This is a genomic window from Roseomonas sp. TAS13 (genome assembly GCF_001950415.1).
Lineage (GTDB): Bacteria > Pseudomonadota > Alphaproteobacteria > Acetobacterales > Acetobacteraceae > Roseomonas > Roseomonas mucosa.
In genome coordinates, this window is sequence record NZ_BDLP01000104.1 from 1 (window position 1) to 12741 (window position 12741).

The 12741-nt window shown below is 71.2% G+C and carries 12 protein-coding genes and 1 pseudogene; 2 read left to right on the top strand and 11 right to left on the bottom strand.

Going from position 1 to position 12741, the window contains the following annotated elements; genetic code table 11:
• From ROTAS13_RS10415 to ROTAS13_RS10425, 3 genes and pseudogenes are all read right to left on the bottom strand, one after another.
• A pseudogene (locus ROTAS13_RS10415) lies at positions 1-372 on the bottom strand (hypothetical protein); the annotation flags it as partial.
• 3 nt (positions 373-375) lie between these two features.
• Positions 376-2091 (bottom strand): tetratricopeptide repeat protein, encoded by a 1716-nt coding sequence (locus ROTAS13_RS10420; protein ID WP_252571606.1) that lies wholly within the window; start codon positions 2089-2091, stop codon positions 376-378.
• A 108-nt stretch (positions 2092-2199) separates the two neighbouring features.
• Complete coding sequence (locus tag ROTAS13_RS10425; protein WP_126281936.1) at positions 2200-3231, bottom strand: hypothetical protein; 1032 nt, start codon at positions 3229-3231, stop codon at positions 2200-2202.
• A 280-nt stretch (positions 3232-3511) separates the two neighbouring features.
• Between ROTAS13_RS10425 and ROTAS13_RS10430 the strand changes: the two genes are divergently transcribed.
• Complete coding sequence (locus ROTAS13_RS10430) at positions 3512-4009, top strand: cupin domain-containing protein (RefSeq protein WP_252571607.1); 498 nt, start codon at positions 3512-3514, stop codon at positions 4007-4009.
• Positions 4010-4083: 74 nt separating this feature from the next.
• Here the strand turns inward: ROTAS13_RS10430 and ROTAS13_RS10435 are convergent, their stop codons facing one another.
• The 5 genes from ROTAS13_RS10435 to rfaD form a co-directional block, all read right to left on the bottom strand.
• Positions 4084-4851, bottom strand: a complete 768-nt coding sequence (locus ROTAS13_RS10435) for a hypothetical protein (protein ID WP_075822283.1) — start codon at positions 4849-4851, stop codon at positions 4084-4086.
• 104 nt (positions 4852-4955) lie between these two features.
• The gene (gene pgeF / locus ROTAS13_RS10440; protein ID WP_075822284.1) at positions 4956-5714 is read right to left on the bottom strand and encodes a peptidoglycan editing factor PgeF; all 759 of its coding nucleotides are present in this window, start codon (positions 5712-5714) and stop codon (positions 4956-4958) included.
• Positions 5711-6715: a class I SAM-dependent methyltransferase gene (locus ROTAS13_RS10445; RefSeq protein WP_075822285.1), complete on the bottom strand. Its 1005-nt coding sequence runs from the start codon at positions 6713-6715 to the stop codon at positions 5711-5713. The genes pgeF and ROTAS13_RS10445 overlap by 4 nt, the downstream gene beginning before the upstream one ends.
• A 1-nt stretch (position 6716) precedes the next feature.
• Positions 6717-7547 carry a prolipoprotein diacylglyceryl transferase gene (gene lgt, locus ROTAS13_RS10450; protein ID WP_019459678.1) on the bottom strand — a complete coding sequence of 277 codons (831 nt, stop codon included), beginning with the start codon at positions 7545-7547 and terminating at the stop codon, positions 6717-6719.
• Positions 7544-8536 (bottom strand): ADP-glyceromanno-heptose 6-epimerase, encoded by a 993-nt coding sequence (gene rfaD, locus ROTAS13_RS10455; protein ID WP_075822286.1) that lies wholly within the window; start codon positions 8534-8536, stop codon positions 7544-7546. Before rfaD ends, lgt begins: the two co-directional genes overlap by 4 nt.
• A 159-nt stretch (positions 8537-8695) precedes the next feature.
• On the opposite strand from rfaD, the gene ROTAS13_RS10460 reads away from it, so the two are divergent.
• Positions 8696-9139 carry an accessory factor UbiK family protein gene (locus tag ROTAS13_RS10460; RefSeq protein ID WP_075822287.1) on the top strand — a complete coding sequence of 148 codons (444 nt, stop codon included), beginning with the start codon at positions 8696-8698 and terminating at the stop codon, positions 9137-9139.
• A gap of 31 nt (positions 9140-9170) precedes the next feature.
• Here ROTAS13_RS10460 and def read toward each other — a convergent pair whose 3' ends face one another.
• From def to ROTAS13_RS10475, 3 genes are all read right to left on the bottom strand, one after another.
• The gene (def, locus tag ROTAS13_RS10465; protein ID WP_075822288.1) at positions 9171-9731 is read right to left on the bottom strand and encodes a peptide deformylase; all 561 of its coding nucleotides are present in this window, start codon (positions 9729-9731) and stop codon (positions 9171-9173) included.
• A gap of 203 nt (positions 9732-9934) precedes the next feature.
• Positions 9935-12160 carry a TonB-dependent siderophore receptor gene (locus ROTAS13_RS10470; RefSeq protein WP_019461859.1) on the bottom strand — a complete coding sequence of 742 codons (2226 nt, stop codon included), beginning with the start codon at positions 12158-12160 and terminating at the stop codon, positions 9935-9937.
• A gap of 298 nt (positions 12161-12458) precedes the next feature.
• The coding region (locus ROTAS13_RS10475; protein ID WP_139323313.1) for an ATP-binding cassette domain-containing protein at positions 12459-12741 on the bottom strand (283 nt) is incomplete at its 5' end.

The window sequence follows — 12741 nt, forward strand, 5'->3', positions numbered from 1 at the left end:
TCGCCTTACGGTGGAGCTGTGCGTAGATGTGATCAAGAGACAGGCCACCGGCAGGCGCTTGGTCAGCCGCAGTGCCGCGCCGTGGGAGACGCCGCGGCTTTCCGCCAGCAGGCGCGCCGCGCGCAGCACCAGATTGTCCGGCTCCGCGACCAGGGCGCCGCCTTCCGGCCCGTCGATCTCCAGCGTCAGCGCCTCCGCCGGCGAAGCCGTGAGCTCATCGCCCACCCCCGCGAAGACGGCCAGGCTGTCGAGCAGGTGATAGCCATCCTCGCGCCGCCCGGTGACATGCAGGAAGAGATTGACCTTGGCCGGGGCGAATTCAGCCGCCCCAGCCCCTGCGGCCTGGGGCCGGTTCGTCGTGATATCGGACATGGCTCAGCGCATAGCGGAAGCGGCGGGAGAGGTCTGCAACCCATCCCGCAGCTTGGCGGAAAGCCGGGGCCCGTCCTCGGAAGCCGGGGCGAGATCCAGCGCCCGGCGCCACTGGTAGCGCGCCTCCGTCCGCCGGCCGACCGCCCAGTAGGCGTCCCCCAGATGCTCGTTGATCGTGGAGTTGCGCGATTCCAGCTCCACCGCCCGCTCCAGCGTCTGCACGGCCTTCGGCAGATCCCCCTGGCGCAGCAGCACCCAGCCCAGGCTGTCGGCGATGTTACCGTCCTGCGGGCGCAGCGCCGCAGCCCGCTCCAGCATGCGCTTCGCCTCCGGCAGCCGCTCGCCCCGTTCCGCCCAGGAATAGGCGAGGTAGTTCAGGACGCTCGGCTGGTCCGGCGCCAGCGCCAGGGCACGGCGGAAGGAGGCCTCGGCCTCGGTCCAGCGTCCGTCACGCTCCATCGCAATGCCCTGGGCATAGTAGAGCGGCCAGCCGACGGACCCGTCCGCGCGGGCCCGGGCCAGTGCCTCCCCATAGGCCGCCGAGGCCTCGCCGAAGCGCCCCCTCGTGCGGAGCATGTCGCCAAGCTGCGCGACGGGCTGCACGGCCTGGGGATGGCCCTGCGCCAGATGGCGCAGCAGCGCCTCGGCCTCGGCAGTCCGGCCCATGGCATCCAGCAGGGAGGCACGGCGCAGCGCCACCAGCGGCGCCAGCGGATCGCGCTCCGGCACCGTTTCCAGCATCGCCAGGGCACGGTCGGTATGCTTCTGGTCCGCCAGGGAATCGGCGGCGAGAAGCAGGGCCGGGGCGAAATCCGGCCGCAGGCGCAGCGACAGGCGCGACAGCATCAGGGCGAGGTCCGGTCCCCCCTGGGAGCGGAGCGCCGCCCCAAAGGCGACCTGGGCCTCCGCCATCCCCTCGGTCGCGCTCGCCACCGCGCGACCCTGCAGCGCCTTCTGGCGCAGCGCCGGCGTGACGGCCATGGCGATGTCGTCGTTCCCCCGGGCCATCACGTCGAAGAGCCGCACGCCCTGCGCCTCCTGACCGGCCCGGGCAAGGATGCCGGCACCGATCTGCGCCAAGCGGAGGTTCGGCTCCTGGGTATCCGCGATCGCCAGGCGCAGGTAGCGCGCGGCATCCTGCGGCTGTCCACCCAGATCGGCGATCATCGCGGCATGCAGCGCGATCACGCCGCGCAGCCGCCCGTCCTCGATGAAGGGCCGCAGCAGCGCCAGGGCCTGCGCGGTGTCGCCCCGCCCCGCCTGGGCCCAGGCGACCAGCAGGGGCTGGAGCAACTGCGCCGAGCCCCGGCGTGGCAGGGTGCGCAACCTCTGCTCGGTGCGGTCCCACCGCCCCGCCTGGGCATCCGCCCCGGCGAGAAGCAGGTTCGCCAGCTGGTCCTCGGGCAGGCGCCGGGCGAGGCGCGTCGCATCGGACTGGCCGTTCATCACCGCGGCGCCGAAAGCCTGTTGCAGCACCTCGATCTGGTCGGGGTCCTGCCGCAGCGCCTCCCCGAGTTGCGCGGCAGCCATGGCGCTGTCCGCCTCGGAAGAGGCGAAGCGGCCCGCCAGATAAGGTCCGAAGGCACCGCGGGGCGCATCGCCTGCGGTTCGCGGACCATCGCCCGCCGCGCATCCCGCGAGGAGCGCGGCGGTCAGCAGGACCGCGCGCAGCCCCGGCTCCAGGGAGAATGGCATCATGCAATGCAGCGTAGGCGGCATGGCGAGGCTCTTCCAGAGCAATCGCGATCCGGTGAGCAAATCTTCCGCCTCCGGATCGCGGCCGCCACAGCCCCGTGGAGCAGGCCGCGCGGCGTCTCTCCCGCCGCTTCAGCCCTGGGGAGGCGGCAGGGAATCGTCCTCGGGCAGGAGGAGCGGCGCGGCCATGGAGGCCGCATCCCCCGCCGGAGCCGGCGGCGCCACGCCGGCCTGCGGCTTGCCGCCGGGTGCCTTCGTGCCGGTCCCGCCGGGAGAGGTGGGCGGCGGCCCGAAGCCGCCGGCATTGTTGATGATGTCGCGCACGCCCTGCGCCGCCTCCTGGCTCACCACATAGGCGACGTCACCCCAGAGCCCGTTCAGCGTCCCCTGCGGGATCTGGTTCATCTGGATGGCTCGCCCGATCTCCTGGCCGTCCTTGCGGGTCACGATCCACTGGATCTCGACCCGCTGCTGCCGGTCGGGAATGGGCACCATGTTCACCCGCCCCTCCAGGCTGAAGAGGGAACCCTCCGCCTGGGGCTGCACCAGGAAGCCCTTGTCGGCCAGGAAATCGGTCATGCGTGTGGTCAAGGCGGCGTCGCCGTCGCCGGGCGCGCCCTTCACGCCGATGAAGCGCAGGCGGGGCGGGCCGTTCGCCACCAGCGTCGCGGGGTCCGCCGCGCGGCGGGCGGCATCGGCGCGCGCCAGCAGCGTGGCCACGGTGCCGGCATCGCTGGTGGCCACGCGTTGCAGCATCTTCGGGTCCTCGCCCGCCCATTCCTCGATCCGCACCGGGTTGCCCCGCGCCTCGACCACGGATTGCGCGTCGGCATTCTCCAGCGTGTAGCGCGGCACGATGGTCTGGCCCTCGCGGCTCGCCACCACCTTCAGCCGCCAGTCGAGCGGCCAGGGCTGGCTCGCCACGGCCGGCACCTCGGCCGCCACCAGCGCATCCGCGAGATCGGAGGCGAAGCGCCTGCTGCCTGCATCGGTCAGCATGGCCGCGTCCGGCGGCGGCACGGCGATCCGGTAGGCAGGCGGCTGCACCAGCTTGGCCGCCATGCCACCCGGCTGCCCGCGATAGGGCTGGGGCAGGTCCCCGCACCCGGCCAGGGGGAGGAGCAGGAGGAGAAGCGCCGCCAGGACGCACCGTTCAGCCGACAACACAGGAGGCCAGCGCGGTCAGGAAGATCAGGAACACGAAGAAGACCATATAAGGCATCGCAGGCCGCTTATCGCGTGCGGCGCTTCCCGTCGAGCATCGGTTTTCGGCGCCCCGGCCTCCCGGCCCTCGTCGCGGAAAACTATTCTCGCCATCGCGGCGGAGGGAGAGGACTGTGCTGGAGAAGCGCGGCAGTTTGAAAAACCCGCCCATTTCACGATGCTGGCGGCGCCCTAAAATGTGTGCCGAGAGATGGATTTCCCTGTGAAGGAGACGCCCGCCATGCCCGACGGCACGATCGCGAAGACCCCTGCCCAGGCCGGCCAGGTCCCGGCCAGCGAAGCCCAGGATTGGCGCAACAACGGCATCAAGGTGGTGAAGGCCGGTGCCCGGAGCTGTGACACGCCGGAAACGCTGGGCATGAACCGCGAGGTCGCGATCAGCGGCAGCCGCAACGGCTCCCAGCATCTCTGGGCCGGAACCAACCTCATCCGGCCGGGCCATCCGACTGGCCCGCATCATCATGGCGCGCTGGAAAGCATCATCTACGTGGTGCGCGGTCATGCGCTGATGCGCTGGGGCAGCCGGCTGGAATTCATCACCGAGGCCAAGGCCGGTGACTTCATGCTGGTGCCGCCCTATCTGCCGCATCAGGAGCTGAACGCCTCCGACACCGAGGACCTGCATTGCGTCCTGGTCCGCTCCGGGACCGAGGAAGTGATCGTGAACCTCGACGACCTCGACATCGTCGACGAGCCCGAGTGGATCCGGCCGGAGTAAGCACCGGCCACGGCGCAATCCCAGGCGGCGGGCTGGACCTCCGGAGCCTTCCCGCCGCTTATCGCTTCTTCGACTCATCCTCCCGCCGCAGCGCCTCGCGCGGCCGTTCCGCCACTCTGCGGCTCCACCATCCCTCGCGCACCACCACCATCGGCGGCTCGGCCGGCGTTTCCTCCGGGGCGGGTTGTCGCGGAGTCTCCGCCGGTTGGTCCTGGCCGGGTGGCTCCGCTTCCAATGGCGAGGGTGCTTTCGGCGGGCTTCTGGCTGTCATGGATCGGTCCGGCTCCGGTGGCATGGGACATGTTGGTGCCCAGTGTCAGTGCCACCAGGGCCGTGACCAGCAGGACGGAGCAGAGGATCGCCAGGGCCGCCCTGGTTCGCCGCGTCGCCCGGCGCCGGTTGATGGCCCGGTTATTGTCCACCGCCATGGCGTATTGCGCCACCAGCGTCGCACGGAAGCTGGCGAGGGCAGCGGCGGAAGCCTCGGCGGCCTCGCGGCCGGCTGCCCGCTCCTGCTCGCGCAGCGCGCCGGCATAGCGCAGCAGCTCGGTCTCCCGGGACAGGTAGCGGAACTCGGCGGGGGCGATGGACTGGGCCAGGAAAAGCAGGCCCAGCGCCGTCGAGCCACCGGCCAGGACCAGCAGCACGATGGCCACGAGGGCGGTGGTTCCCTGCATCGCCAGCAGCCAGTCGCGCGCCTGGGCCAGCCCGGCGAATTGCAGGGCGAAGGTCGCGGCGAAGAAGGGCAGGCTGCGCCAGACATTCTCCTCCGCCTCGATCTCCCGCTTGTAGGAGTCGGCCAGGGTCCTTTCGAGCTGTTCGAGCAAAGGATCGGGGGGCATCCCCCGATCCTAGACCGATTCTAGGAACAAAAGGAGAACTGAATCCTCCTAAGAGGATTTCAGTCCTCACATTTGCCCGATCTCGCGAGGAGGTCGCGCGATCTTCAACCCCGAAGGGCGATGGTCGAGAGCTGGTGCCCTATTGGGCCACCGCCGGCCAGGGTGCGGCGGCGATGGGAGAAGAAGCGGCCGGCATCGGCCTGGGTGTCGGCGTCGATCACCTGCACCAGCCCGGTGCCGGCCCTTTGCAGCCGGGCCGCGATGTAGCCCGCCATGTCGAACTGCCAGTGGCCGTCCCGCGCGCCCGGCTGGAAGAATTCCGGCTGGCCCACCGCCTCGAAGAGATCGCGCCCGACCTCGTAGGAGGCTTGGCGGATGCAGGGGCCCAGCGCGGCCACGACACGCCCGCGCTGGGCCCCGATTCCCTCCATGGCCTCCAGCACCGCCTCGCAGATCCCGGCCACGGCCCCGCGCCAGCCCGCGTGGCAGGCACCGATCACCCCGGCCTCGGTATCGGTGAAGAGCACCGGGCCGCAATCCGCCGTGACGATCCCCAGGGCCAGGCCGGGCCGGTCGGTGACGATCCCATCCGCGCGCGGCCGCGCCGTGTCGGGCCAGGGCTCGCGCGCCACCACCACATCGGGGCCATGGACCTGGTGCAGCCCCACCAGCGCGGCGGGCGGCAGGCCCAGCGCCTCCATGGCCAGGGCGCGGTTCTCCGCCACCCGGGCCGGGTCGTCGGCGCCGGAGAGCGAGCAGTTGAGCGAGGCGAAGGTGCCCTCGGAGACACCGCCCCGCCGGGTGAAGAAGCCATGCGGCAGGCCCGCCAGACCGGCGGCAACGAGGAACTCGGCGGTGCTCATGCGTTCTCGAATCCGGGTGGAATGGGAAAGCCGGGCGGCGTGATGGCCAGGGCCTGGAAGAGCAGGCCCATTGCCTCCTGCGCCGTCAGGCGGTTCGCCGCGGCCAAGTGCGCCTGGGCCTGCCGGGGATTGGCGGCGGCCAGCATGGCGGCGCGCTGCCCCAGGCCCAGGCGGCGCAGGAACATGCCCTGCGGCACCGGCCCATGCGCGGCGGCACCACCAGCCCGGGCCGCGCCGGCCAGGGCCTGGAAATCCACATGCGCGGTCAGGTCGGCAGTGCCGGGGCCGGCCAGGGGAGCGACCGGCTCATGCCGGCGAACGGCCTGGAGGCTGTCGCCACTGCCACCCGCGGTGTGGCCATAGTCGATGAAGAGCGCGGCGCCGCCCTGCCGGGCCAGACGCCCCGCGAGCCATCCGGCGAGGGAAAGGGCGGGGGCGCAGACCTCCCGGACCGTACCGTCCGGCATGCCTTCGGGAAGGTCCGTTGCGGGGGGCTCCACGATCTCGCGGAGAAGGAATGCGCCGTCCTGCACCCAGCGCTCCCGCCAGGTGCCGTCCTGCCGCACGAACTGCCGGATCGGCAGCGCATCGAGGAACTCGTTCGCCAGAAGCAGGAGCGGCCCTTCCGGCAGGTCCTCTGCCCGGTCGTGCCATTGCGCGTCCGGCAGCTTCGCCCGCTGCGCCGCCCGGAGCACGGGCGAGGCCTCCACCAGATGCGGCTCGGCCGCCTGGGCGAAAGCGGGCAGCACCTCCCGCACCGCGCGCAGGGCATCGGCCATCAGAGTGCCGCGCCCGGGGCCGAGCTCCGCCAGGAGGATGCGCGGCGGCGCCCCCATCATCTGCCAGCAGACCGCCGCCCAGAGGCCCAGGCACTCGCCGAAGGCCTGGCTGATCTCCGGCGCGGTGATGAAATCGCCGTCGCGGCCCAGGGGGTCGCGGCCGGCGTAGTAGGCCGCCACGGCCCGGGCCATGAAGCGGTCGAGCCGTTCGGCCCTCGCCATGTCAGGCGCCCTCGTGCCGCATGGCGCCCTGGGCGGGGGCGGTCGCGGGCCGGGCCCTCCACATCAGCCAGGCGCCGCAGAGCACCATCGGCAGGGACAGGAGCTGCCCCATGGTGATCCCGGCGAAAAGGAAGCCGAGCTGCGCGTCCGGCTGGCGGAACAGCTCACCGACAATGCGGGCGACGCCGTAGCCGGCCAGGAAGGCGCCGGACACGAAGCCGTACCGGGCCCGCAGCGCCGGACGGTGGATCAGGACCTGCAGCAGGACGAAGAGAATCACCCCCTCCATGCCCGCCTGATAGAGCTGCGAGGGGTGGCGGGGCTCCGGCCCGCCGGTGGGAAAGATCATGCCCCAGGGAACGTCGGTGACGCGGCCCCAGAGCTCTCCGTTGATGAAGTTGGCGATGCGCCCGAAAAACAGGCCGACCGGCACCACCGAGGTCACGCGGTCGGAGAAGCCGAGGAAGCTCAGCCCCTGCGAGCGGGTGAAGAGGTACAGCGCCAGGATCACGCCCGCCGCGCCGCCATGGAAGGACATGCCGCCCTGCCAGAGGTAGAGCGCCTCCAGCGGATGGTCGATGTAGTGGCCGGGGCGATAGAACAGGACGTAGCCGATGCGGCCGCCGAGCACGATGCCCAGCGTGGCCCAGGTCACGAAATCGTCCACCTGTTCCCGCGTCGCGACCTGCGGCGCCAGTTGCACCAGCCGGCGCACCAGCCCCCAGCCGATCAGGATGCCGGTGATATAGGCCAGGGCGTACCAGCGGATCGCAAAGGGGCCGAGCTGTATGGCGACCGGGTCGAAGGCGGGAAAGAGGATGGCGGGGATCATGCCCGGTTCTGTGGCTCCAGCGGGGACTCGGCCATGAGCTGGCGGACGTAGCGGCCCACGCCGTCCTCCAGCTCCGTGGCCAGGTGGTTGAAGCCGAGTTGCCGCAGCCGGTCCATGCGCGCCTCGGTGAAATACTGGTATTTTCCCTTCAGGTCCTCGGGCATCGGCACGTAGCGGATGTCGGGCTCCCGCCCCATCGCGGCATAGACGGCCAGGACCAGGTCCCGGAAGCTGCGCGCCTTTCCGGAGCCGCAGTTGAACAGGCCGGAGACATGCGGGTGGTCCATCAGCCAGAGCATCGCCGCCACGCAATCGTCCACATGCACGAAGTCGCGCATCTGCCCACCATCGGCGATGCCCTCCCGATCCGAGGCGAAAAGGGTCGCGGCCTCGCCCCCGGCGATCTGGCGGAACTTGTGCAACACCACCGAAGCCATGCGGCCCTTGTGCGCCTCGTGGGGGCCATAGACGTTGAAGAACTTCAGCCCGGCCCAGTGCGGCGGGGCGAGGCGGTGGCGCGCCAGCAGGTCCACTACCCGCCGGTCGGTGGCGTGCTTGGACCAGCCATAGAGGTTGAGCGGCCGCAGCCTCGCCAGGGCCTCCGGCGCCATGTCGTCGTCGAAGCCGGCGGACCCGTCGCCATAGGTGGCGGCGGAGGAGGCATAGACCAGCGGCACCCGGTATTCGGCGCACCAGTCCCAGAGGCGCAGGGTCAGCGACAGGTTGTTGGCGGCCACCAGGTCGCCGTCCCGCACCGTGGTCGCGCTGATGGCGCCCAGGTGGAAGATGCCCTCCAGCCCGGAGGCGCCGTCCAGCCAGCGGTCCAGATCCTCCGGCGGCACGATCCCGGCGATGGGGTAAGGAGCGATGTTGTGCCACTTTCCGCCATCGCGCAGCCGGTCGCAGACCATGACCTCCTCCCCCCGGGCGCAGAGCGCGGCCAGGAGGTTGGAGCCGATGAAGCCGGCGCCGCCGGTGACAAGGAACATGGCGCTGCCTTTCCGCTCTGGCCGTCCCGGGGAAGCTCCCTTGGGGAGCCCATCGGGTGGCCCATTGAAGGAAATTGGACGAAGGGGGCGTCCTTCCCCATATGGGGCCCATATGGGCTGCGTGATGGCAGCGCGGACCAGGCCCGGCAAGGGAGACAGATGATGGATCAGGACGGCGGCTTCGGCGGGGCCAATGGCCCCAAAGGTGGGCCCGGTGGCGGCGGCGCCGGTTTCGGGCGCGGCGGCAAGATCTTCGACGACCTCGCGGGCGTGGCGGGCGGGGCCTTCTGCGCCCTGACCGGTCTGCGGAACGAGGCCGAAGCGGTGTTCCGCGCCCAGGCCGAAAGCATGTTGCAGCGCCTGGACCTGGTGCGGCGGGAGGACCTGGACGCCGCCATGGAACTGGCGCGCCGGGCCCGCCTGCGGCGTCCGGGGCTGGGCGTGCTGCTGGTCACCGGCTTCGCCGGCGAGGCCGCGGAGGACGATCTGGCGGAGGCGAGGGCGGGCGGCCCCTTCGCCATCCTGCGCAAGCCCGTCACCGTGGAACAGATCGCCGCCGCCATCGCCGGCCTGCTCGCCGCCCAGCCGGAAACCGCTCCCTGAATGACGGCCCGGCCGCTCCGGCGGGTGGGAACTATCCGCGGGCCGGGGGCGGCGCGGCGCCGGGCTGGTCGGAGAAGCGCGCGATCTCCTCGTTGAAGCCCATCAGGCCGAAATCCGTCATCCGCATCGGGTAGAGGATGCCGTCCAGGTGGTCGTTCTCGTGCTGCACGACGCCGGCATGGAAGCCTTCCACCTCGGCCGAGACGGTGCGGCCATCGCAATCCGTGCCGGTGTAGCGGACGCGCCGGTAGCGGGGCACGGCGGCGCGCAGGCCGGGGATGGAGAGGCAGCCCTCCCACCGCAGGTGCTTCTCCTCGCCGACGGGCTCCACCACCGGGTTGATCAGGACCGTGTTGCCGGCCGCCGTGTCGTCCGGCGCGCCGCTGCTGCGCGACGGCAGGACGCGGAAGACGAAGAGGCGCAGCGGCACATGCACCTGCGGCGCGGCGAGACCCGCACCCGGCGCGTCCTCCATCGTCTCGAACATGTCCCGCACCAGGCGGCGGATCTCCGGCGCGCCCGGGTCGGACACGGGTTCGCAGCGTTCCAGCAGCACGGGATGGCCCATGCGGGCGATCTTCAGGATGGCCATGGCCGGTCTCCCTTCCAGGGGATGGGGCCGGGGCGCCGCCGGCCGGGACATGGCTGTGATGGTCCCGTGTGCCGCCGGATGCAAGGTGGTGCGGAGCCCTGCCGGCCGCGACTGGCCGCCCGGCGCTCGCCACGCCGGACAGGGCGGTGCGGAAGCCGCGGCGGCCGCTCTCCCCTGCGGGGGAAGCGCCGCCGCCGCTCGCCCTACCAGCGGTAGGCGAGCGAGCCCAGGATGGTGCGGCTGTTGCCGTAGAAGCACGAGGACTCGCTGGTGCAGCGGGCGACGTAGCGCTTGTCGGCCACGTTGTTGATGTTCAGCAGTGCCTGGAAGCCCTTCAGGTTCGAGGCGAGCTGCCCGAGGTCATAGCGGGCCGCGAGATCGAACAGCGTCACCGAGGGCACCACCGCCGAGTTGGCGTTGTCCACGGCGGTGTTGCCGACGAAGCGCACGCCCGCGCCCAGGCCCACGCCGCTCATCGCGCCCCGGCCCTCGCCGAAGCTGTAGTCGGCATAGAGCCCGGCGGTGAACTTGGAGACGCCGAGCGGCCGGTTGCCGACATTGCTCGCCACCGTGTCGCGGGTGATCTCCGGGTCCAGATAGGTGATCGAGCCGATCAGGTTCAGCCCGTTGCCCAGGCTGGCCACGCCCTCGGCCTCCACGCCGCGCACGCGGATGCGGCCGGTCTGCACCTGGTACAGCACGTTGTCCGGGTCGGTGGTCAGGACCTTGCTCTGGGTGATGTGGAAGGCCGAGACCTGGACGAAGCTGTTCAGCCCGTTCGGCTGGTACTTGATGCCCACCTCGTACTGCTCGCCGGTCGTGGGATCGAAGGTGCCGTTGCCGCGCGCCGGGGAAAAGCTGCCCGCCTGCGGCAGGAAGGAGGTGCTGTAGGAGAAATAGGGCGCGAGGCCGTTCTCGGCGAGGTAGGTGATGCCCGCCCTCCAGGTGGTGTCGGTGTCCTCCTTGCTCTCGCTGGTGAAGCCGTAGGCGCGGTTCTTGGTGTTCGTGTCCACCCAGTCGTGCCGGACCCCCAGCGTCGCCACGAAGCGCCCGTAGCGGATCTGGTCCTGGCCATAGAGGCCGTACTGGTCGATGCCCTGCAGCCGGTTCTGGTAGGGGCTGCCCAGGTTCGGGATGCCGCTGCCATAGACGGGCGCGTAGAGGTCGAGCGGGCTGGCGGTGGCGAAGGCCGCCACGCTCTTGTAGCTGGTGTGCTGGTAGTCGAAGCCGCCGAGCAGCGTGTGCTGCAGCGGGCCGGTGTCGAAGCGCGCCTGGCCGCGGTTGTCCACCTGGAAGGTGTCGAAGCTGTACTGCTCGTCATAGGCGTAGCGGTTCAGCAGCCGCTCGCTGCCGGCGAGGAGGCCGCCGCCATAGACCTGCTTCCAGTTCACGCCGACATGCGCGTAGCGGGCGTTCTGGGTGAAGGAGAAGACGTCGTTGAAGCGGTGCTCGAACTCGTACCCGATGCCGTACTGCGTGCGGTCGTACTTGTCGAAGCCGTCCTCGCCCAGGTTCAGGCTGCGCGAGACGCGGCCGAAGGCGCTGCGCTGCACGGTGCCGAGATAGGGCAGGAACTGGGCGCCGATGGTCCTGTCGCGCTGGTAGTAGGGCAGCAGCGTGAAGCGGGTGTCCCCGGTGGGCCTCCAGGTCAGCGCCGGGGCCAGGAAGAGCCGGTCGTTGTCGCTGTTCTGCACGTCCAGGTCGGCCAGCCGCCCGACGCCGGTGAGGGCGTAGCTCCACGTCCCGTCCGCCGTCAGCGGGCCGCTGGTGTTGAAGGCGAGCTGCCGGATGTTCTGCGTGCCGGCGGTCAGCCGCACCTCGCCCCGCGCCGTGTCGGTCGGGTGGCGCTGCACCATGTTGATCAGCCCGCCCGGCGCCATCTGGCCGTAGAGCACGGAGGAGGGGCCGCGCAGGATCTCGTAGCGCTCCAGCCCATAGGTCTCGAAGACACCGGCCGTATAGCCCGGGTTGAAGCGCAGCCCGTTCAGGAACTGGCTGGTGTCGGTCGCCTCGAAGCCGCGGATCTGCACCCAGTCGGCGCGGGAGTCGAAGCCGTACTGCTCCGGCCGGATGCCGGCGGAATAGCGCAGCGCCTCGCCGAGATTCTGCGCCTGCCGCTGGTCGATCGCGTCGCGCGTCACCACCGAGACGGATTGCGGCACCTCCACCAGTGGCGTGTCGGTCTTGCTGCCGGCGAGGTTGCGCGTGGCGACATAGCCGTCCACCGGCGCCAGCGGGTTCTGGCTGGCGCCCTGCACGCTCACCGTCGGCAGGACGGTCGTGCCGCTGGCACTGCCGTCACCGGCCTGGCTCTGGCCCGTCTGGGCCATCGCAACCGGGGCGCAGACGGCAAGGGCCACCGGGACCAAGGCGGTCGTGCCGAGAAGGCGCAGCAGGGGCCGAAACGCATGTCGGGCGGGATGCGCCATGGGAGAGGTCTCTGATTTTGGGGGGGGCGGGCGGAGGGTTCCATCCCGAATTGCGAGCGCCTCTTAGTGGCAGGACAGGCGAAAGGGAAGTTATTCGGCGTGGGACACGCCCGGCCCCCGGATTTCCTGGTGGACCATGGTGGAAATGACACACCATCTGGAGGATTGATGACGGCTGGGACAGGGGCGCGGCAGCAGTCCATCCGGCTGCAAGTCCTGCCTCTGTCACCCCCCTGTGGGTATCGTCCCGTGGGCATCGTCACCTGGCACGCCGGCCAGGACCCAGGCCCCGGAGCCGTCAGAGCGGCAGGCCCGGACGCCCTGCCGCAGCCGGAGTTCCGGGGGAGCTGCCGAGCGGGATGATTCTCCGGCACAGGGCCAGCGGGGCTGGCCGGTGCGTGACGATCAGCGCGCCCTGCCCATCCCGGGCGAGGCGGGCCGCCAGCCGCCGCAGGACCAGCGCCTCGGTATCCGAGTCCAGCCCCTCGGTGGGCTCGTCCAGCAGCAGCCAGGGCGCCGGCCGCAGCAGCGCGCGGGCCAGGCCCAGGCGGCGCCGCCCGCCGCCCGACAGCCGGGCCCCG

Bases quoted from the DNA above. Each gene is read 5' to 3' on its own strand.
- ROTAS13_RS10420 (WP_252571606.1), bottom strand. From the start codon at position 2,091: ATGCCGCCTACGCTGCATTGCATGATGCCATTCTCCCTGGAGCCGGGG.
- ROTAS13_RS10430 (WP_252571607.1), top strand. From the start codon at position 3,512: ATGCCCGACGGCACGATCGCGAAGACCCCTGCCCAGGCCGGCCAGGTC.
- ROTAS13_RS10435 (WP_075822283.1), bottom strand. From the start codon at position 4,851: ATGCCCCCCGATCCTTTGCTCGAACAGCTCGAAAGGACCCTGGCCGAC.
- pgeF (WP_075822284.1), bottom strand. From the start codon at position 5,714: ATGAGCACCGCCGAGTTCCTCGTTGCCGCCGGTCTGGCGGGCCTGCCG.
- ROTAS13_RS10445 (WP_075822285.1), bottom strand. From the start codon at position 6,715: ATGGCGAGGGCCGAACGGCTCGACCGCTTCATGGCCCGGGCCGTGGCG.
- lgt (WP_019459678.1), bottom strand. From the start codon at position 7,547: ATGATCCCCGCCATCCTCTTTCCCGCCTTCGACCCGGTCGCCATACAG.
- rfaD (WP_075822286.1), bottom strand. From the start codon at position 8,536: ATGTTCCTTGTCACCGGCGGCGCCGGCTTCATCGGCTCCAACCTCCTG.
- ROTAS13_RS10460 (WP_075822287.1), top strand. From the start codon at position 8,696: ATGATGGATCAGGACGGCGGCTTCGGCGGGGCCAATGGCCCCAAAGGT.
- def (WP_075822288.1), bottom strand. From the start codon at position 9,731: ATGGCCATCCTGAAGATCGCCCGCATGGGCCATCCCGTGCTGCTGGAA.
- ROTAS13_RS10470 (WP_019461859.1), bottom strand. From the start codon at position 12,160: ATGGCGCATCCCGCCCGACATGCGTTTCGGCCCCTGCTGCGCCTTCTC.